Source organism: Pseudomonas sp. FR229a, from assembly GCF_030209115.1.
GTDB classification, from domain to species: Bacteria; Pseudomonadota; Gammaproteobacteria; order Pseudomonadales; family Pseudomonadaceae; genus Aquipseudomonas; species Aquipseudomonas moraviensis_A.
The window spans coordinates 128,091-142,777 of sequence record NZ_JARVSP010000025.1 but is presented as its reverse complement, the minus strand read 5'-3'; the positions used below and the strand labels follow the sequence as shown (position 1 = coordinate 142,777).

Here is a 14,687-nt window from a genome sequence, read left to right as displayed (position 1 = left end):
GCTGGCAGAGAGATAGACAACGCGGCGGGCCAATCGGCCCACCCGTGTCTCAGGATATTTCACGACGGAAAGGCGGCAACGCATTGAGGATCGCCTTGCCGTAGCGCTGGGTGACCAGACGCCGGTCGAGCAAGGTGATGGTGCCGCGATCTTCTTCGGTACGCAGCAGACGGCCACAGGCCTGAACCAGTTTCAGCGAGGCATCGGGCACGGAGATTTCCATGAACGGATTGCCGCCGCGCGCTTCGATCCACTCCGACAACGCAGCCTCGACCGGATCATCGGGCACCGAGAACGGAATCTTGGCGATCACCACGTGCTCACAATAAGCCCCCGGCAAATCGACACCCTCGGCGAAACTGGCCAGCCCGAACAGCACGCTGGAATCACCGCCATCGACCCGCGCCTTGTGCTTGTTGAGGGTTTCCTGTTTCGACAGGTTGCCCTGAATGAACACTTGTTTGCGCCAGTCGCGGTCGAGGCCGTCAAAGACGTCCTGCATCTGCTTGCGCGAGGAGAACAGCACCAGTGTGCCCCGGGAACCCTCGACCAGATCCGGCAGTTCGCGAATGATCGCCGCGGTATGGGCGGCGGCGTCGCGCGGATCGGCCTTGAGATCCGGCACGCGCAACACGCCGGCATCGGCATGATGGAACGGGCTCGGCACCACCGCCGTGACGGCTTTTTTCGGCAGGCCGGCGCGCATGCGGAAACGATCGAAAGTGCCCAGCGCCGTCAGCGTCGCCGAGGTCACCAGACAGCCGTACGCGACGTTCCACAAACTGCGCCGCAAGGTTTCCGCCGCCAGAATCGGACTGGCGTTGACCTCGATGTCGAACAGCGAGCCGCTTTCGGCCAGGGTCAGCCAGCGCGCCATGGGCGGACTGTCTTCCGGGTCTTCGGCGGTGAACGCGGTCCACAGCTCCCAATTGCCGGAAGCACGGGACAACAGGCTGCCGAACAGCGGATACCACTCTTCGGCCTGATTGCTGGCAATACCGATATTGACCTCGCCATCCATGCCTTCCTTGAGCAGGTCGGTCAGACGCTGGAACAGGTCGTTGAGGCGCGAATAGCCTTTTTTCAGCTCGATGCCCATCTCGCGCATGTCCTCGGGAATCACCCCGCCGACGAAGCGGTGACGCGGGCGCTCTCGGCCTTCGACGTCTTCGCCGGGTTTGAAATCGGCGATCTGCTCGCACGCGGTGAACATGAACTGCTGCTGGGTCTTGATCTCCCGCGCCAGCTCCGGCACCTGCTCGATGAGCTTGCCGAGATCGCCCGGCAACGGGTGCTGGGCGAGCAGTTTGGTGAGGTTCTTGGCGGTGGTTTCCAGCCAGTCGGCGGTGGAGCGCAGGCGCGTGTAATGGGCGAAGTGGCCGATGGCCTTGTCCGGCAGGTGGTGGCCTTCGTCGAACACGTAAATGGTGTCGCGCGGATCCGGCAGCACGGCGCCGCCGCCCAGAGCCAGGTCAGCCAGCACCATGTCGTGGTTGGTGACGATCACGTCGACCTTGCCCATTCCTTCGCGGGCCTTGTAGAAGGCGCACTGGCCGAAGTTCGGGCAATGCCGGTTGGTGCATTGGCTGTGATCGGTGGTCAGGCGCGCCCAGTCGGCGTCTTCCAGCGCGTTCGGCCAGCTGTCACGATCGCCGTCCCACTTATTGCCGGCGAGCTTTTCAATCATGCTGGTGAACAGCTTCTGGCTGGCCTCGTCGACTTCGATCTTGAAGCCTTCTTCCTCGAACAGCTGCGCGGTGGCGGTCTGCGCGTGGCCTTCCTGCAGCAGCATGTCGAGTTTGGACAGGCACATGTAGCGGCCCCGGCCCTTGGCCAGGGCGAAACTGAAATTCAGCCCGCTGTTGCGCATCAGGTCGGGCAAATCCTTGTAGACGATCTGCTCTTGCAGGGCGACGGTCGCGGTGGCAATCACCAGACGCTTGCCGGCCAGTTTCGCCGTGGGGATCGCCGCCAGGCTGTAGGCCACGGTCTTGCCGGTACCGGTGCCGGCTTCCACCGCGACAATCGCGGGGTCGCCACTGCGCCGGCCTTCATCGTCGGTGTCGATATCGCCGAGTACCTTGGCGATTTCGGCGATCATCAGGCGCTGGCCATAACGCGGCTTGAGGCTCTTGGCCTCTAGAAAACGCGAATAGGCGCCCTGGATCGTGGTTTTGAGTTCAGTGCTGATCATTGAGTGTCGGGCGCTGGAAACGCTGGATAAATTTTCAGTAGTTTGGTTCGGCGGCTATCATACCTGCCTAATCGATCCTGCGCAGAACGGAGTGCCCGAATGACACCTTTTAGCCTCGTTTACCCCCTGCATGTCCTCTCCGCTCTGGTGTGGGTCGGCGGCATGTTTTTCGCCTGGATGGTCTTGCGCCCCGCGGCTGTGAAGGCTCTCGAGGGCCCCGCTCGCCTGACCCTGTGGGTGGAAGTGTTTCAAGGTTTTTTCCGCTGGGTCTGGGTCGCGGTGATTCTGTTGCCGATCAGCGGCGTAGGCATGTTGCACTTGCAGCAGGTCGGCTTTGAGACCGCACCGAAGTATGTGCAGGTGATGATCGGTTTGTATGTGGTGATGACGGCGCTGTTCATCCGAATTCAGGGGTTGATGCTGCCGGAGTTGCGCAAGGCGGTCGAGGCAAAGGACTGGCCGGCGGGTGCGGCGGTGCTGGCGCGGATTCGGCGGGTGGTGGGCCTTAATCTGCTGGTCGGGGTGGTGCTGGTGGCGGTGGCTGCGGCTCGGCCAATGTTCTGACAATCTGCGACTCAAAGATCAAAAGCCCCTCACCCTAGCCCTCTCCCAGAGGGAGAGGGGACTGATTGGGGGATATTGAGGAGTTACGTCGACTTGGAAGATTTTCGCTGAATCCATAATCGACCTGGCCTTCCAGGTCGATGGATGGCGACAGACACCTCGGTCGGCCCCCTATTCCTACGGGAGAGAGGACTGATTGGGGGATATTGAGGAGTTACGCCGACTTGGAAGATTTTCGCTGAATCCATAATCGACCTGGTCTTTCAGGTCGATGGATAGCGACAGACACCTCGGTCGGCTCCCTCTTCCTACGGGAGAGGGGACTGATTGGGGGATATTGAGGAGTTACGCCGACTTGGAAGATTTTCGCTGAATCCATAATCGACCTGGTCTTTCAGGTCGATGGATAGCGACAGACACCTCGGTCGGCTCCCTCTCCCTCTGGGAGAGGGCTGGGGTGAGGGCTTGCCTTTAGAGACGCTGCACGGTTACGGCACCCGCCGCCCCTGTCGGCCCAGGCTGCCCATCCGCGCCGGCCTTGCCGTTCTTGCCGCCATCGGCGCGGTACACCAGGCAACCCTTGGACTTGCCGCCCTTCCCCGCTTTACCACCGACACCCGCCGGGCCGCCGGCACCGCCAGCCACGTTGACCTTGATCAGCTCGGCCGGGAAATCCCGTGGCACGGCAAGGCGCACCAGCGCACCCGGCGCGCCCGGCTGGCCATCGCTGCCGTCACTGCCATCGGCGCCGTGGCCAGCCGAACCATAGGTGCAGCCCGGATCTTCACCGTTGCCGCCGTCGAGGCCGACGAAACCCGGTGCGCCGGTGCCGCCACGGGCATCGACGGTCAATTGCGGCGCGCTCAGGGCCTGAAATTGCAGGTTCAGATTGCGCCCGGCCCGGGCAGCCTTTTCATAAGTACCGGGGGCGCCGCGTGCGGTGATCTGGCTGCCGTCGCTCAACTCGGCGCGCTTGACTTTCAGCTCCAGCGCCTGTTCCGCCGGCACGATGGCGATGCGCGCTTCATGGCCAAGGCGCAGTTCATCGATGTTCAATTCGGTCACGTTGGACGGGATCAGCAAGGTGCCGTAATCGGCAACTTCCAGCTTCTCCAGTTGCAGGGTGCTGGTGGTATTGGGCAAGCGCATCAGCGAATTGCTTTGCACGTTGACCACCTGGGCGCAGGCCAGTGGACTGATGAATGCAGCGAGCAGGCAGAGTTTACGCATGGGAAGAAGCCTCCGGAGCGGCCGGGGCCGGGATGGTTTGCAGATGGAAAACGCCGAACAACAGAATGCGCCCACGATCACGCCAAGGATGCGGACGCCCCTTGAGACTGCGATTGCACAGCAGCACTTCGAGTACGTGAATCAGCAACAACAGAGCGCCAGCCAGATTGACCAGCAGATGCAGCGGATGGACGAACGGCACCAGTTGATTGGCCAGCACCACGCAGCAGAACAGCAGGGTCAGCAAACGCCCCAGCCCCCAGAACACCTTCATACGCTCCCCCGTGTTGCGAATTATTCTTTGCACGCACAGTACCGGCTTCTGCGGGGGATAAGCCAGAGGGAAAAATGAAATTTCTACAAACAGCGGGTAAAAGGCTGCCGAGCCGATGATTTCGGCCCGGCAGCTCTAGCCTGCGGACTACAGACCTTTCCTAACGATTGATGTGCAGCTCGACGCGGCGGTTTTCTGCGCGACCTTCATCGCTGGCGTTATCGGCCACCGGTTCACTTTCGCCTCGCCCTTCGCTGGTGAGCTTGTTCGGCGCCAGGCCCTGGCTCAGCAGGTACGCAGCGACACTGCTGGCACGGCGTTCCGACAATGCCTGGTTATAGGCGTCGGAGCCTTTGCTGTCGGTATGCCCGATGACTTTGATGCTGACCACATCGGCATTGCGCAGCTTGTCCATCAAGGTGTCGAGCTGGGCTTTTGCCGCCGGGGTCAGATCGGATTTGTCGAAATCGAACAACACGTTGCCGGCATCGCTCAGGATGATCACTTCGGTTTGCGGCGCCGGCTCGACCGGTTTTACTGCGACCGGATATTGCGGCCGCGGGCAACCGCGGTGATCGACTTCGGTGTTTTCCGGCGTGTCCGGGCAGCGGTCGCGGCGGTCGAACACGCCGTCGCTGTCTTCGTCGCCATCCTGGGCATAACAGATCAGGCCACCGGTGACGATGCCCAATGCCGCGCCGCCACCGGCCCAGCCGGCGCTTTCAATGGCACCAAGACCGCCGCCGACCAGGCCGCCAAGCAGGCTGCAGATCGGCCACGTACGTTGATTGAGGGGGGCGGTGCCATCGCTGTGAGTGGCACAACCGGTGAGCAAGCTGCCAAGCAGCAGCACCGGCAAGACGGACCTTGAGAAAACACGCATTTGTGAACGCTCCTGTGTACCGGCCCATACCGGTTACACAGGAGTAAAGACCCGCATCCGCGACTGCACAAGCCGCGGATGCGAGAGGGGCTAGCGGACGATTTTGATTTCGGTGCGACGGTTCTGCGCGCGACCATCGGCCGACTTGTTGTCAGCGACAGGCTGGCTTTCACCAAGGCCCGACACCGAAACGAAGCTGGCACGCGGTACGCCTTGCTGGATCAGGTATTCCACCACCGAGTGCGCACGCCGATCCGAGAGTTTCTTGTTGTAGGCATCGCTGCCGACACTGTCGGTGTGACCGGTCACGGTCAGTTGCGCGGTGGAGGACTCCTGTTTCAGGCGATCGGCGACTTTGTCGAGCACTTGCTTGTCAGGGCCGGTCAGCGTGGCTTTGTCGAACTCGAAGTGCACATCACGAATGACGATGGTTTCCTCCTTGACCACAACCGCTTCTTCGACCACTGGCGCAGGCGTCGGTGGTGGGCAACCGTCAGCATCGACCTGCACACCTTTTGGCGTGCCCGGGCACTTGTCGCGACTGTCCGGCACGCCGTCGCCGTCCTCATCGCCATCACCGTGCACCCAGCAATAAGCCGCCGCCGTGCCGCCAACCAGCAGCGCACCATAACCGGCCCACGAAGCGCTTTCCGTCGCGCCGAGACCGGCACCGACCACACCACCGACCGCCGCACAGGTCGGCCAGTCGGTTTTCTGCAAACCTGCACAACCAGTCAACACACTGGTTAGCAGAACCAAGGGTAATGCTGTCCGAACTATGCTCATCTAGTTTTCTCCTGAGGGATCGGCTTGAAACCGATTCAGGGATTAAAGACCGGAGTTTTAATCTCCGCCAGCAATAGGCCACCGCTGTTTGCGACCGTGTTCACAGGGGTTTGCCACTTTTAAGGAAAACCACGCAACCGGGCGCTTTGCCGCCGCAGTCTGGCAGGCTAGTCTTGGCGGTCTGACTGAGGAGCTTCGATGAACGTCGCCATTTCTTCGCGCACGCCGCAACAGGCGCTGGCCGCTTTGCTGGATCGCTACGCCCCGGCTCGTCTGCTGCTGATCGGCGCCAGCGCATTTCCAGCCCTGGACGCCTTCAAGCAGGCGCACCCTGACACCTTGGTGGCCCACGCCGCGCCCGGCGCATTGCCTGCCGAACTGGCCGCGCAACGCTTCGATCTGGCGCTGGTAGTCGATTGCCTGGAACATTTGCCCAAGCGCGACGGCCTGAACCTGTTGGGCGGCATCCGCAATCTCAACGCCAGTCGCATCGCGGTGCTGGCTGATCTCGCGGCCAGTGGCTGGCAGGAAACCGATTTCTATTCGCTGGCACTGCAGGCCAGCGAGCGTTTCCAGCGCGACGAGCAGGTGCTGACCCTCTTCACTTACGATCTGCTTGACTACAAACAAGTCCCCGACTGGCTCAATTCACGCTTCTGGGCCAATCCGGAAAATTTCGGGAAATACTGGTGGTAATGCAATGAGTACAGCCATTTGCCCATGCGGCAGCGGCAATCTGCTGGATGCCTGCTGCGGCCCTTATCATGACGGCCACCCGGCACCGTGCGCCGAAGCCTTGATGCGCTCGCGCTACAGCGCTTATGTGCTGGGGCTGATCGACTATCTGGTGGCGACCACCCTGCCCGCCCAGCAAGCGGGATTGAACCGACAATCGATCAGCGACTGGAGTGCGCAAAGCACCTGGCTCGGTCTTGAGGTCGAAAGCTCGGAAGTCTTCGGCGGTCAGCCGGAACATGCTTTCGTCACCTTCACTGCGCGCTGGCACGACACCCAGGGCGAGCACAGCCACCGCGAGCGCTCCTCGTTTGTGCAGAACGCCGGGCGCTGGTATTTCATCGATCCGACGGTGCAGATGAAATTGGGGCGCAATGACGGCTGCCCTTGCGGCAGCGGGCAGAAGTTCAAGAAGTGCTGTGCGGGTTATTTCGGCGCTTGAGCTGAAGATCAAAAGATCGCAGCCTTCGGCAGCTCCTACACAGGATTTGCGTTCATTCTGCAGGAGCTGCCGAAGGCTGCGATCTTTTAGCGTCTAGACTGGCAACAAAGGGAGTACAACCATGCTCGGTCGCCGGCGCACATTAAATTTTCTGCTGTTGATGCTGATCGTAAACCTCGGCGGCTGTGCCTCGTGGTTCAGTGATGACAGCGTCGAACCCGCCGTGCATCTGGTGAAAGTCGAGGTGGTGCGGGCCAAACTGCTCGAGCAGAAATTCATCCTGCACTTTCGCGTCGACAATCCCAACGACAGCGACCTGACCGTACGCGGTCTGGAATACCGCATCCATCTGGCCGACATGCTGCTCACCGAGGGCGAGCATGAGCACTGGTTTACCGTCGGGCCGAAGCGCAGCGCCTATTTCAAAGTGCCGATCCGCACCAACCTGTGGCCGAAGATCAAACAGGTGGTGAAACTGCTGAAAAATCCGAATCAGCAGATTCCCTATCGATTGCAAGGGGAAATGGAAACCGGTTTATTCATCGCCCACTACGTGCACCTGGAGCGCAATGGCGTGATAATCCCCGCCGATCTAACTCCGGAGTGACCTCGATGACCCAGCAACCTCATGTCCATGGCCCTGACTGCAACCACGATCATGACCACCATCACGATCACGACCATGGTCATGTCCACGGCCCGAACTGCGGCCACGCCCACCAGGAACCGGTGCGCAACGCCTTGAAAGACGTCGGTCGTAACGACCCTTGCCCGTGCGGTAACGGTAAGAAATTCAAGAAGTGCCACGGCGCTTGATGTCACTGGCGAAGATCTTCTTCGCCTGACACACCGTCTTCGCGAGCAGGCTCGCTCCCACAGTGACCGCGTACCGATCTCCTGTAGGAGTGAGCCTGCTCGCGATGGGGCCGGCACATTCAACATTGTTGGCGCCTGACACGCCGCTTTCGCGAGCAGGCTCGCTCCCACAGTGAATTGCATTCCTTCTGACGAAATGCGGTCGAGTGTGGGAGCGAGCCTGCTCGCGAAGGCGGCGGCGCCTCCACTACAAAACTTCAGCCCGCCGCCAGAATCTGCGAAGAGCCGACCACCGTCGCGTACTCCCCATGCAGATTCCCCAGCGACATCCCGTGCACCTCTTCAGCGGTACGTGGCGTGCCGAAATAATCGGCTTTGTCGAAGGTAAAACACGCATCCTCTGCCACCCATGCGTCGAACCCCAGGTTGCCCGCAGTGCGCGCCGTCGACTCAACAGAGTTATTGGTCGCCACACCAACGATGATCAGTTGCCCGATCCCAGCCTCACGCAACTGCGCCTCCAGCCCACTGGCACAAAACGCGTCCGGCACCTGTTTCTGGATCAGCCATTCACCGTTCTGCGGCGCAAAGCGTGGCTGGAACTCCACCCCGGACTGCTCCGGCCAGAACACCGAGTCAGGTGAGCGCGACAAATGCTGCACGTGAATCACCGGGCGCCCGCGCAGGCGCCACAGCGCCAATAACTCAAGCATTCGCTCTTCGGCCTGAGGATTATTCCGCCGCCCCAGACGCGGATGCAGAATGCCTTTCTGCTGGTCGATGATGATCAGCGCAGCGTTGCTTTGAAGCGCCATAGCGATCTTTCTCCTGACAGGTCTCGGGACTTATTCCGTAGTTCAACATCAGCGCTTTCCCACAAGCAACTGTCACGCCTGTGACCGATCAGCCGACAACTGCACAAATAACCACTCGCCCCGCTTGCGCGGCCCTCGCGCCCTCACTAACGTAGCGGCTTTATTGCGCCCCCAGCCTTATACCCCCGCAGGAGCTTCGCCATGGCCTCGCCAGCCCTTACACATTTTCTTCCCCGGTTCGGCGTTGCCGCAGCAGTGGCCGGTGTTCTCGGTTTGTCCGGTTGCCAGACCTGGAACGCCCAGGACAGCCTGCCGCCGACCTCCGGCGTGCAACCGCTCAAGGGCCTGGCGCAGAACGTGTCGGTGCGGCGCAATGCGATGGGCATGCCGTTGATCGAGAGCAACAGCTTCCATGACGCGCTGTTCAGCCTCGGCTATGTCCACGCCAGCGACCGCATCAATCAGATGGTCACCCTGCGTCTGTTGGCCCAGGGCCGGCTGGCGGAAATGTCCGGCGCGTCGATGCTCGATGCTGACCGCTACATGCGCGCGGTCAATCTGAAGAAGAGCGCCGGCGAGCTCTACAAGGCCTCGTCGCCACGCCTCAAACGCTTCTTCGAGGTGTACGCACGGGGCGTCAACGCCTACCTGTTCCGCTACGCCGACAAGTTGCCGGGCGACCTCGCCGCCAGCGGTTACAAACCGGAATACTGGAAACCGGAGGATTCGGCGCTGATCTTTGCCCTGCTGAATTTCAGCCAGTCGGCCAACCTGCCGGAGGAAATCCAGTCACTGGTGCTTGCGCAAACCGTGACCACTGACAAACTCGCCTGGCTGAGCCCGTCGGCGCCCGATGAAAATCTACCGGTGGCCGAAGCCGACAAGCTGCAAGGCCTCAAGCTCAACGGGCAGATTCCGGGCCTGACCGAACTGAGCAGGGCCAGCCAGCAGCTGTCGGCGCTGAACCTGCTCGCCACACCGACTGCTAACAACTGGGCGATCGCCCCGCAACGCAGCCGTAGCGGCAAGAGTCTGCTGGCCAGCGACGCGCACGGGCCGCTCGCCGCGCCGTCGTTGTGGAGTTTCGTGCAGATCCGCGCGCCGAAATATCAGGCCGCTGGCGTCACGGTTGCCGGCCTGCCGATGGTGCTCGGCGGCTTCAATGGCAAAGTGGCGTGGAGCATGACCAGCGTGCTCGGCGACAATCAGGACCTGTTCCTCGAGAAAATACGCCGTCAGGGCAGCAGCCTGACTTATGAGGTCAACGGCAAATGGCAGCCGTTGGGCGTGCGCAACGAGACCTACTTCGTCAAAGGCCAGCGACCGATTCGCGAAGCCGTTTACGAAACCCGCCACGGCGCGCTGCTCAACAGTGCCCAGGCAGCGGCGCAAGGCAGCGGCTTCGGCCTCGCGTTGCAGACACCGAATTTCACCGACGACAAAACCCTGGATGCCTTCTTCGATCTGACCCGCGCGCAAAACGTCGAGCGCGCTTCGGACGCCAGCCGCGAAATCCGCGCCATTACCCTGAATCTGGTATTCGCCGATGCGAGTAATATCGGCTGGCAAGTCACCGGCCGCTTTCCCAACCGCCGCGAAGGCGAAGGCCTGCTGCCCTCGCCGGGCTGGGACGGTCGCTACGACTGGGACGGTTACGCCGACCCGATGTTGCACCCCTACGATCAGGACCCGGCACAAGGCTGGCTCGGCACCGCCAACCAGCGTGTGATTCCCGACGGCTACGGCATGCAGTTGTCGAAATCCTGGGCGGCACCGGAGCGCGGCGAACGCCTGGCGGAAATGGCGGGAAGCGGCAAGCACGACAGCCGCAGCGTGATCGCCATGCAGTACGACCAGACCACCACCTTCGCCGCCAAGCTGAAAAAAGTCTTCGAAGCACCGGGCATGAAGCAACCGCTGAAACAGGCGATCGATGCCCTGCCGGAAGCCGAACGCAGCAAGGCCCGCCAAGCCTTCACGCGCTTGATGGCCTTCGACGGCAAGCTCAGCCCGACCTCTGCGGATGCAGCGATTTATGAGTTGTTTCTGCAGGAAAGCATGAAGCAGATTTTCCTAGACGAATTGGGGCCTGAATCCAGCCCGGCGTGGAAAGCATTTATGACCAGCGGCGAACTGTCCTACGCGGCGCAGGCCGATCATCTGCTGGGGCGTGAGGACAGTCCGTTCTGGGACGATGTCCGTACGCCGCAGAAGGAAGACAAAAGCGTGATTCTCGCCCGTAGCCTCGCGGCGGCCATCACTGCCGGTGACAGTCAATTGGGCGGCGATCACCGCGCCTGGCAATGGGGCAAACTCCACAGCTATGCGTGGAAGAACAGCAATGGCCAGACCGTTCGCGGGCCGTTGGCGGCGGGCGGCGATCACACCACGCTGAACACTTCGGCGTTTGCCTGGGGCCAGGACTTCGTCACGATCCGTGCGCCGGCGATGCGTTTTATCGTCGACTTCGGCCAGAGCGAACCGCTGATGGCACAGAACGGCACGGGTCAGTCGGGCAATCTGCTGAGCCCGAATTATCTGAACGGGATCGATGCGTGGCTCAAGGGCCAGTACATCGGCCTGCCGATGCAGCCGCAGAACTTTGACCGGGTGTATGGCAAGGCCCGTTTGACCCTGACTCCAGGGAAATAGAGCAAAGATCAACAGCCCCTCACCCTAGCCCTCTCCCGGAGGGAGAGGGGACTGATTGGGGGATGCTTGGGTCTTTCGCCGACCTGAAAGAGAGACGGTGAATCCAACATTGGACCAGGCTCAAGGCTGTGCCGGATCCATATCCAACCCGGTCCCTCAGGTCGATGTACCTCACCAGACACCTCGGTCGGCCCCTCTACCAGAGGGAGGTGAATCCAACATTGGACCAGGCTCAAGGCTGTGCCGGATCCATATTCAATTCGGTCCCTCAGGTCGATGTATCTCGCCAGACACTTCGGTCGGCCCCCTCTACCAGAGGGAGGTGAATCCAACATTGGATCAGGCTCAAGGCTGTGCCGGATCCATATTCAATTCGGTCCCTCAGGTCGATGTACCTCGCCAGACACTTCGGTCGGCCCCCTCTCCCTCCGGGAGAGGGCTGGGGTGAGGGTAGCGCTTTAAAGCCAATCGAACTTCCAGCCTGACACCCGCCTCATAGCTAACAAGCCCCCCATTCCGGTCACGACATGGATCTTGTTATTGCCCGACCTGAAGGTCTCTACTGCCCCGCCGGGGATTTCTATATCGATCCCTGGCGACCGGTCGAGCGTTCGGTGATCACCCATGCCCATGGCGATCACGCGCGCACCGGTAATCAGCATTACCTGTCGAGCAGCGCCAGCGCCGGGATCCTGCGCGCGCGCCTCGGTCAGGATATCCAGTTGCAAACCCTCGATTACGGCCAACGCCTCACCCACCACGGGGTCACTCTGAGCTTTCATCCCGCCGGGCATGTCCTCGGTTCGGCGCAGGTGCGTCTGGAATACGGCGGCGAAGTCTGGGTCGCGTCGGGCGATTACAAGGTTGAGCCGGACGGCACCTGCGCCCCGTTCGAACCGGTGCGCTGCCACACGTTCATTACCGAATCGACCTTCGGCCTGCCGATCTATCGCTGGCAGCCGCAGGCGCAGATTTTCGACGAGATCAATCAGTGGTGGGCGGCCAATATCGCCGCCGGCAAGGCCAGCGTGCTGTTCTGCTATTCCTTCGGCAAGGCCCAGCGGATTCTCCACGGCATCGACGAAACCCTCGGGCCGATCCTCAGCCACGGTGCAGTCGAACCGTTGAACCGCGTCTACCGCGACGCTGGCGTGTACCTGCCGCCGACGATCTACGCGGGCGACGTGAAAAAAAGCGATCCGATCATGCGTCAGGCGCTGGTCATCGCCCCGCCGTCGGCGGGCGGCAGCACGTGGATGCGCCGTTTCGGCGATTTCAGCGATGCCTTTGCCAGCGGCTGGATGCGCCTGCGCGGCACTCGACGTCGGCGTGGTGTAGATCGTGGTTTCGTCCTGTCCGACCACGCTGACTGGCCCGGCCTGCTCTGGGCGATCAACCAGACCGGCGCCGAACGGGTCATGGTCACCCACGGCTCGATCGGCGTGCTCGTGCGCCATTTGCGCGAACAGGGCCTCGATGCCCAAGGCTTCACCACTGAATACGGCGATGACGAAGAAGACATCGCCGTCAAACCCACCGTTGCCGAGACTTCCCCATGAAAGCCTTCGCCGAGTTATATGCCGAACTCGATGCGACCACGTCGAGCAACGCCAAGCTGGCGGCGATGCAGGCCTACTTCGCGCAGGCCGCGCCGGAAGATGCCGCCTGGGCGGTGTATTTCCTTTCCGGTGGGCGGCCGCGACAACTGGTTCCGGTGCGCATCCTCCGTGAGCTGGCGGTGGAAGTTTCGGGGCTGGAGCCGTGGTTGTTCGAAGAGAGCTATCAAGCCGTCGGCGATCTGGCCGAGACCATTTCTCTGGTGCTGCCGGAAAATTCGCACAGCTCCGAGGCCGGTCTCGCCGAATGGATCGAAGACAAGCTGCTGCCATTGCGCGGTGAAACGCCAGAGTACCTGGCGCGGCAACTGCCAATGTTATGGGCGGAGCTGGATCGGGCGAGCCTGATGCTCTGCATCAAGTTGATCACTGGCAGTTTCCGGGTCGGCGTGTCGAAGTTGCTGGTCACCCGCGCCCTCGCCTCGATGGCGGGGCTCGACAGCAAACGCGTGGCCCAGCGTCTGGTCGGGTACACCGATCTGTCGAACCGGCCGAACGCCGCCAGCTATCTGAAACTGATCGCCCCCGAATCCGCTGATGAGCACGCCCAGCGTGGCGGCCAGCCCTACCCGTTTTTTCTCGCCCACGCCTTGGCGCAACCGGTCGAGGAATTCGAAGCACTGCTCGGTCCGGCCAGCGACTGGCAGGTGGAATGGAAGTGGGACGGCATCCGCGCGCAAGTGGTCAAGCGTGACGGCAAGCTGTGGGTGTGGTCCCGCGGCGAGGAACTGGTGACCGAGCGCTTCCCCGAATTCGATGTGCTGGTGCACGGCTTGCCCGACGGCACGGTGATCGACGGTGAAATCGTCGTGTGGAAGAGCACTCATCCGACCACCGAAGACGCCTTCGATCCGCAATCCGATGAGCCGCCAGCTGTGCAACCTTTCGCCTTGCTGCAACAACGCATCGGCCGCAAAACGCTCGACAAGAAGATTCTTGAAGAAGTGCCGGTGGTGGTGCTCGCCTACGACCTGCTCGAATGGCAGGGCGAGGACTGGCGTAATCAACCGCAAGCCAAGCGCCGTGCGCAACTAGAGGAAGTGATCGCGCGCTGCAACAGCCCGGTGCTGCTGCCCTCCCCTGTCCTGACCGGCGAAGACTGGTTCGATCTCGGGCGCCAGCGCGAGGCATCACGCAAACTCGGCGTCGAAGGCATGATGCTCAAGGCCCGAGATTCGTTGTATGGCGTCGGTCGGACCAAGGACATGGGCGTGTGGTGGAAATGGAAGGTCGACCCGTTCAGCGTCGATGCCGTGCTGATTTACGCTCAGCGCGGACACGGCCGCCGCGCCAGTCTGTACAGCGATTACACCTTCGCCGTGTGGGACGGTCCACCCGAATCCAGCCAGCGCTCGCTGGTGCCGTTCGCCAAGGCCTATTCGGGGCTGACCGATGAAGAGATGCGCCAGGTCGACAGCATCGTGCGCAAGACCACGGTGGAGAAATTCGGCCCGGTGAGCAGCGTAAAACCGAGTCTGGTGTTCGAACTCGGTTTCGAAGGCATCGCCTTGTCACGCCGCCACAAGAGCGGCATCGCCGTGCGCTTCCCGCGCATGCTGCGCTGGCGCAAGGACAAGACCGTCGAAGAAGCCGACAGCCTCGCAACCCTCCAGGATCTGCTCGCCTGAGCGAAACCCTGTGGCGAGGGAGCTTGCTCCCGCCCGGCTGCGCTGCAGTCGC

14 protein-coding genes are annotated in these 14,687 nt (G+C 61.8%); 8 read left to right on the top strand and 6 right to left on the bottom strand.

The window, feature by feature from the left end; all coding sequences use genetic code 11:
- Positions 1-49 precede the first annotated feature (49 nt).
- Positions 50-2,194 (bottom strand): ATP-dependent DNA helicase DinG, encoded by a 2,145-nt coding sequence (gene dinG / locus QRN33_RS20730; RefSeq protein WP_024011911.1) that lies wholly within the window; start codon positions 2,192-2,194, stop codon positions 50-52.
- A gap of 99 nt (positions 2,195-2,293) precedes the next feature.
- Between dinG and QRN33_RS20725 the strand changes: the two genes are divergently transcribed.
- The gene (locus QRN33_RS20725) at positions 2,294-2,758 is read left to right on the top strand and encodes a DUF2269 family protein (protein ID WP_285409798.1); all 465 of its coding nucleotides are present in this window, start codon (positions 2,294-2,296) and stop codon (positions 2,756-2,758) included.
- A 471-nt stretch (positions 2,759-3,229) separates the two neighbouring features.
- Here the strand turns inward: QRN33_RS20725 and QRN33_RS20720 are convergent, their stop codons facing one another.
- The 4 genes from QRN33_RS20720 to QRN33_RS20705 form a co-directional block, all read right to left on the bottom strand.
- A complete protein-coding gene (locus tag QRN33_RS20720) occupies positions 3,230-3,988 on the bottom strand; it encodes a collagen-like triple helix repeat-containing protein (RefSeq protein WP_042608222.1) in 759 nt (252 codons plus the stop codon).
- Positions 3,981-4,262, bottom strand: a complete 282-nt coding sequence (locus QRN33_RS20715; protein WP_042608223.1) for a DUF1145 domain-containing protein — start codon at positions 4,260-4,262, stop codon at positions 3,981-3,983. Before QRN33_RS20715 ends, QRN33_RS20720 begins: the two co-directional genes overlap by 8 nt.
- A 160-nt stretch (positions 4,263-4,422) precedes the next feature.
- Positions 4,423-5,145, bottom strand: coding sequence for a PA1041 family peptidoglycan-binding anchor lipoprotein (locus tag QRN33_RS20710; protein WP_285409797.1), 723 nt, complete (start codon positions 5,143-5,145; stop codon positions 4,423-4,425).
- A gap of 90 nt (positions 5,146-5,235) precedes the next feature.
- Positions 5,236-5,931, bottom strand: a complete 696-nt coding sequence (locus tag QRN33_RS20705) for a PA1041 family peptidoglycan-binding anchor lipoprotein (RefSeq protein ID WP_024011908.1) — start codon at positions 5,929-5,931, stop codon at positions 5,236-5,238.
- Positions 5,932-6,129: 198 nt separating this feature from the next.
- Between QRN33_RS20705 and QRN33_RS20700 the strand changes: the two genes are divergently transcribed.
- From QRN33_RS20700 to QRN33_RS20685, 4 genes are all read left to right on the top strand, one after another.
- Entirely contained in the window at positions 6,130-6,627 is a 498-nt protein-coding gene (locus tag QRN33_RS20700) for a DUF6231 family protein (RefSeq protein ID WP_042608225.1), read from the top strand.
- A 4-nt stretch (positions 6,628-6,631) separates the two neighbouring features.
- Positions 6,632-7,108 (top strand): YchJ family protein, encoded by a 477-nt coding sequence (locus QRN33_RS20695; protein WP_064364208.1) that lies wholly within the window; start codon positions 6,632-6,634, stop codon positions 7,106-7,108.
- A 121-nt stretch (positions 7,109-7,229) separates the two neighbouring features.
- Positions 7,230-7,715 (top strand): LEA/WHy family protein, encoded by a 486-nt coding sequence (locus QRN33_RS20690; RefSeq protein ID WP_042608227.1) that lies wholly within the window; start codon positions 7,230-7,232, stop codon positions 7,713-7,715.
- A gap of 5 nt (positions 7,716-7,720) precedes the next feature.
- Positions 7,721-7,924: an SEC-C metal-binding domain-containing protein gene (locus QRN33_RS20685; RefSeq protein WP_003198420.1), complete on the top strand. Its 204-nt coding sequence runs from the start codon at positions 7,721-7,723 to the stop codon at positions 7,922-7,924.
- 257 nt (positions 7,925-8,181) lie between these two features.
- Here the strand turns inward: QRN33_RS20685 and QRN33_RS20680 are convergent, their stop codons facing one another.
- On the bottom strand, positions 8,182-8,739 hold the full coding sequence (locus QRN33_RS20680) for a cysteine hydrolase family protein (RefSeq protein ID WP_285409791.1): 558 nt from the start codon (positions 8,737-8,739) through the stop codon (positions 8,182-8,184).
- Positions 8,740-8,940: 201 nt separating this feature from the next.
- Here QRN33_RS20680 and QRN33_RS20675 point away from each other — a divergent pair, with 201 nt between their 5' ends.
- The 3 genes from QRN33_RS20675 (at position 8,941) to QRN33_RS20665 (ending at position 14,635) form a co-directional block, all read left to right on the top strand.
- Positions 8,941-11,391, top strand: coding sequence for a penicillin acylase family protein (locus QRN33_RS20675; RefSeq protein WP_285409789.1), 2,451 nt, complete (start codon positions 8,941-8,943; stop codon positions 11,389-11,391).
- A 527-nt stretch (positions 11,392-11,918) separates the two neighbouring features.
- A complete protein-coding gene (locus QRN33_RS20670; RefSeq protein ID WP_285409788.1) occupies positions 11,919-12,950 on the top strand; it encodes a ligase-associated DNA damage response exonuclease in 1,032 nt (343 codons plus the stop codon).
- Positions 12,947-14,635, top strand: a complete 1,689-nt coding sequence (locus QRN33_RS20665) for an ATP-dependent DNA ligase (RefSeq protein WP_064364211.1) — start codon at positions 12,947-12,949, stop codon at positions 14,633-14,635. The genes QRN33_RS20670 and QRN33_RS20665 overlap by 4 nt, the downstream gene beginning before the upstream one ends.
- Positions 14,636-14,687 lie beyond the last annotated feature (52 nt).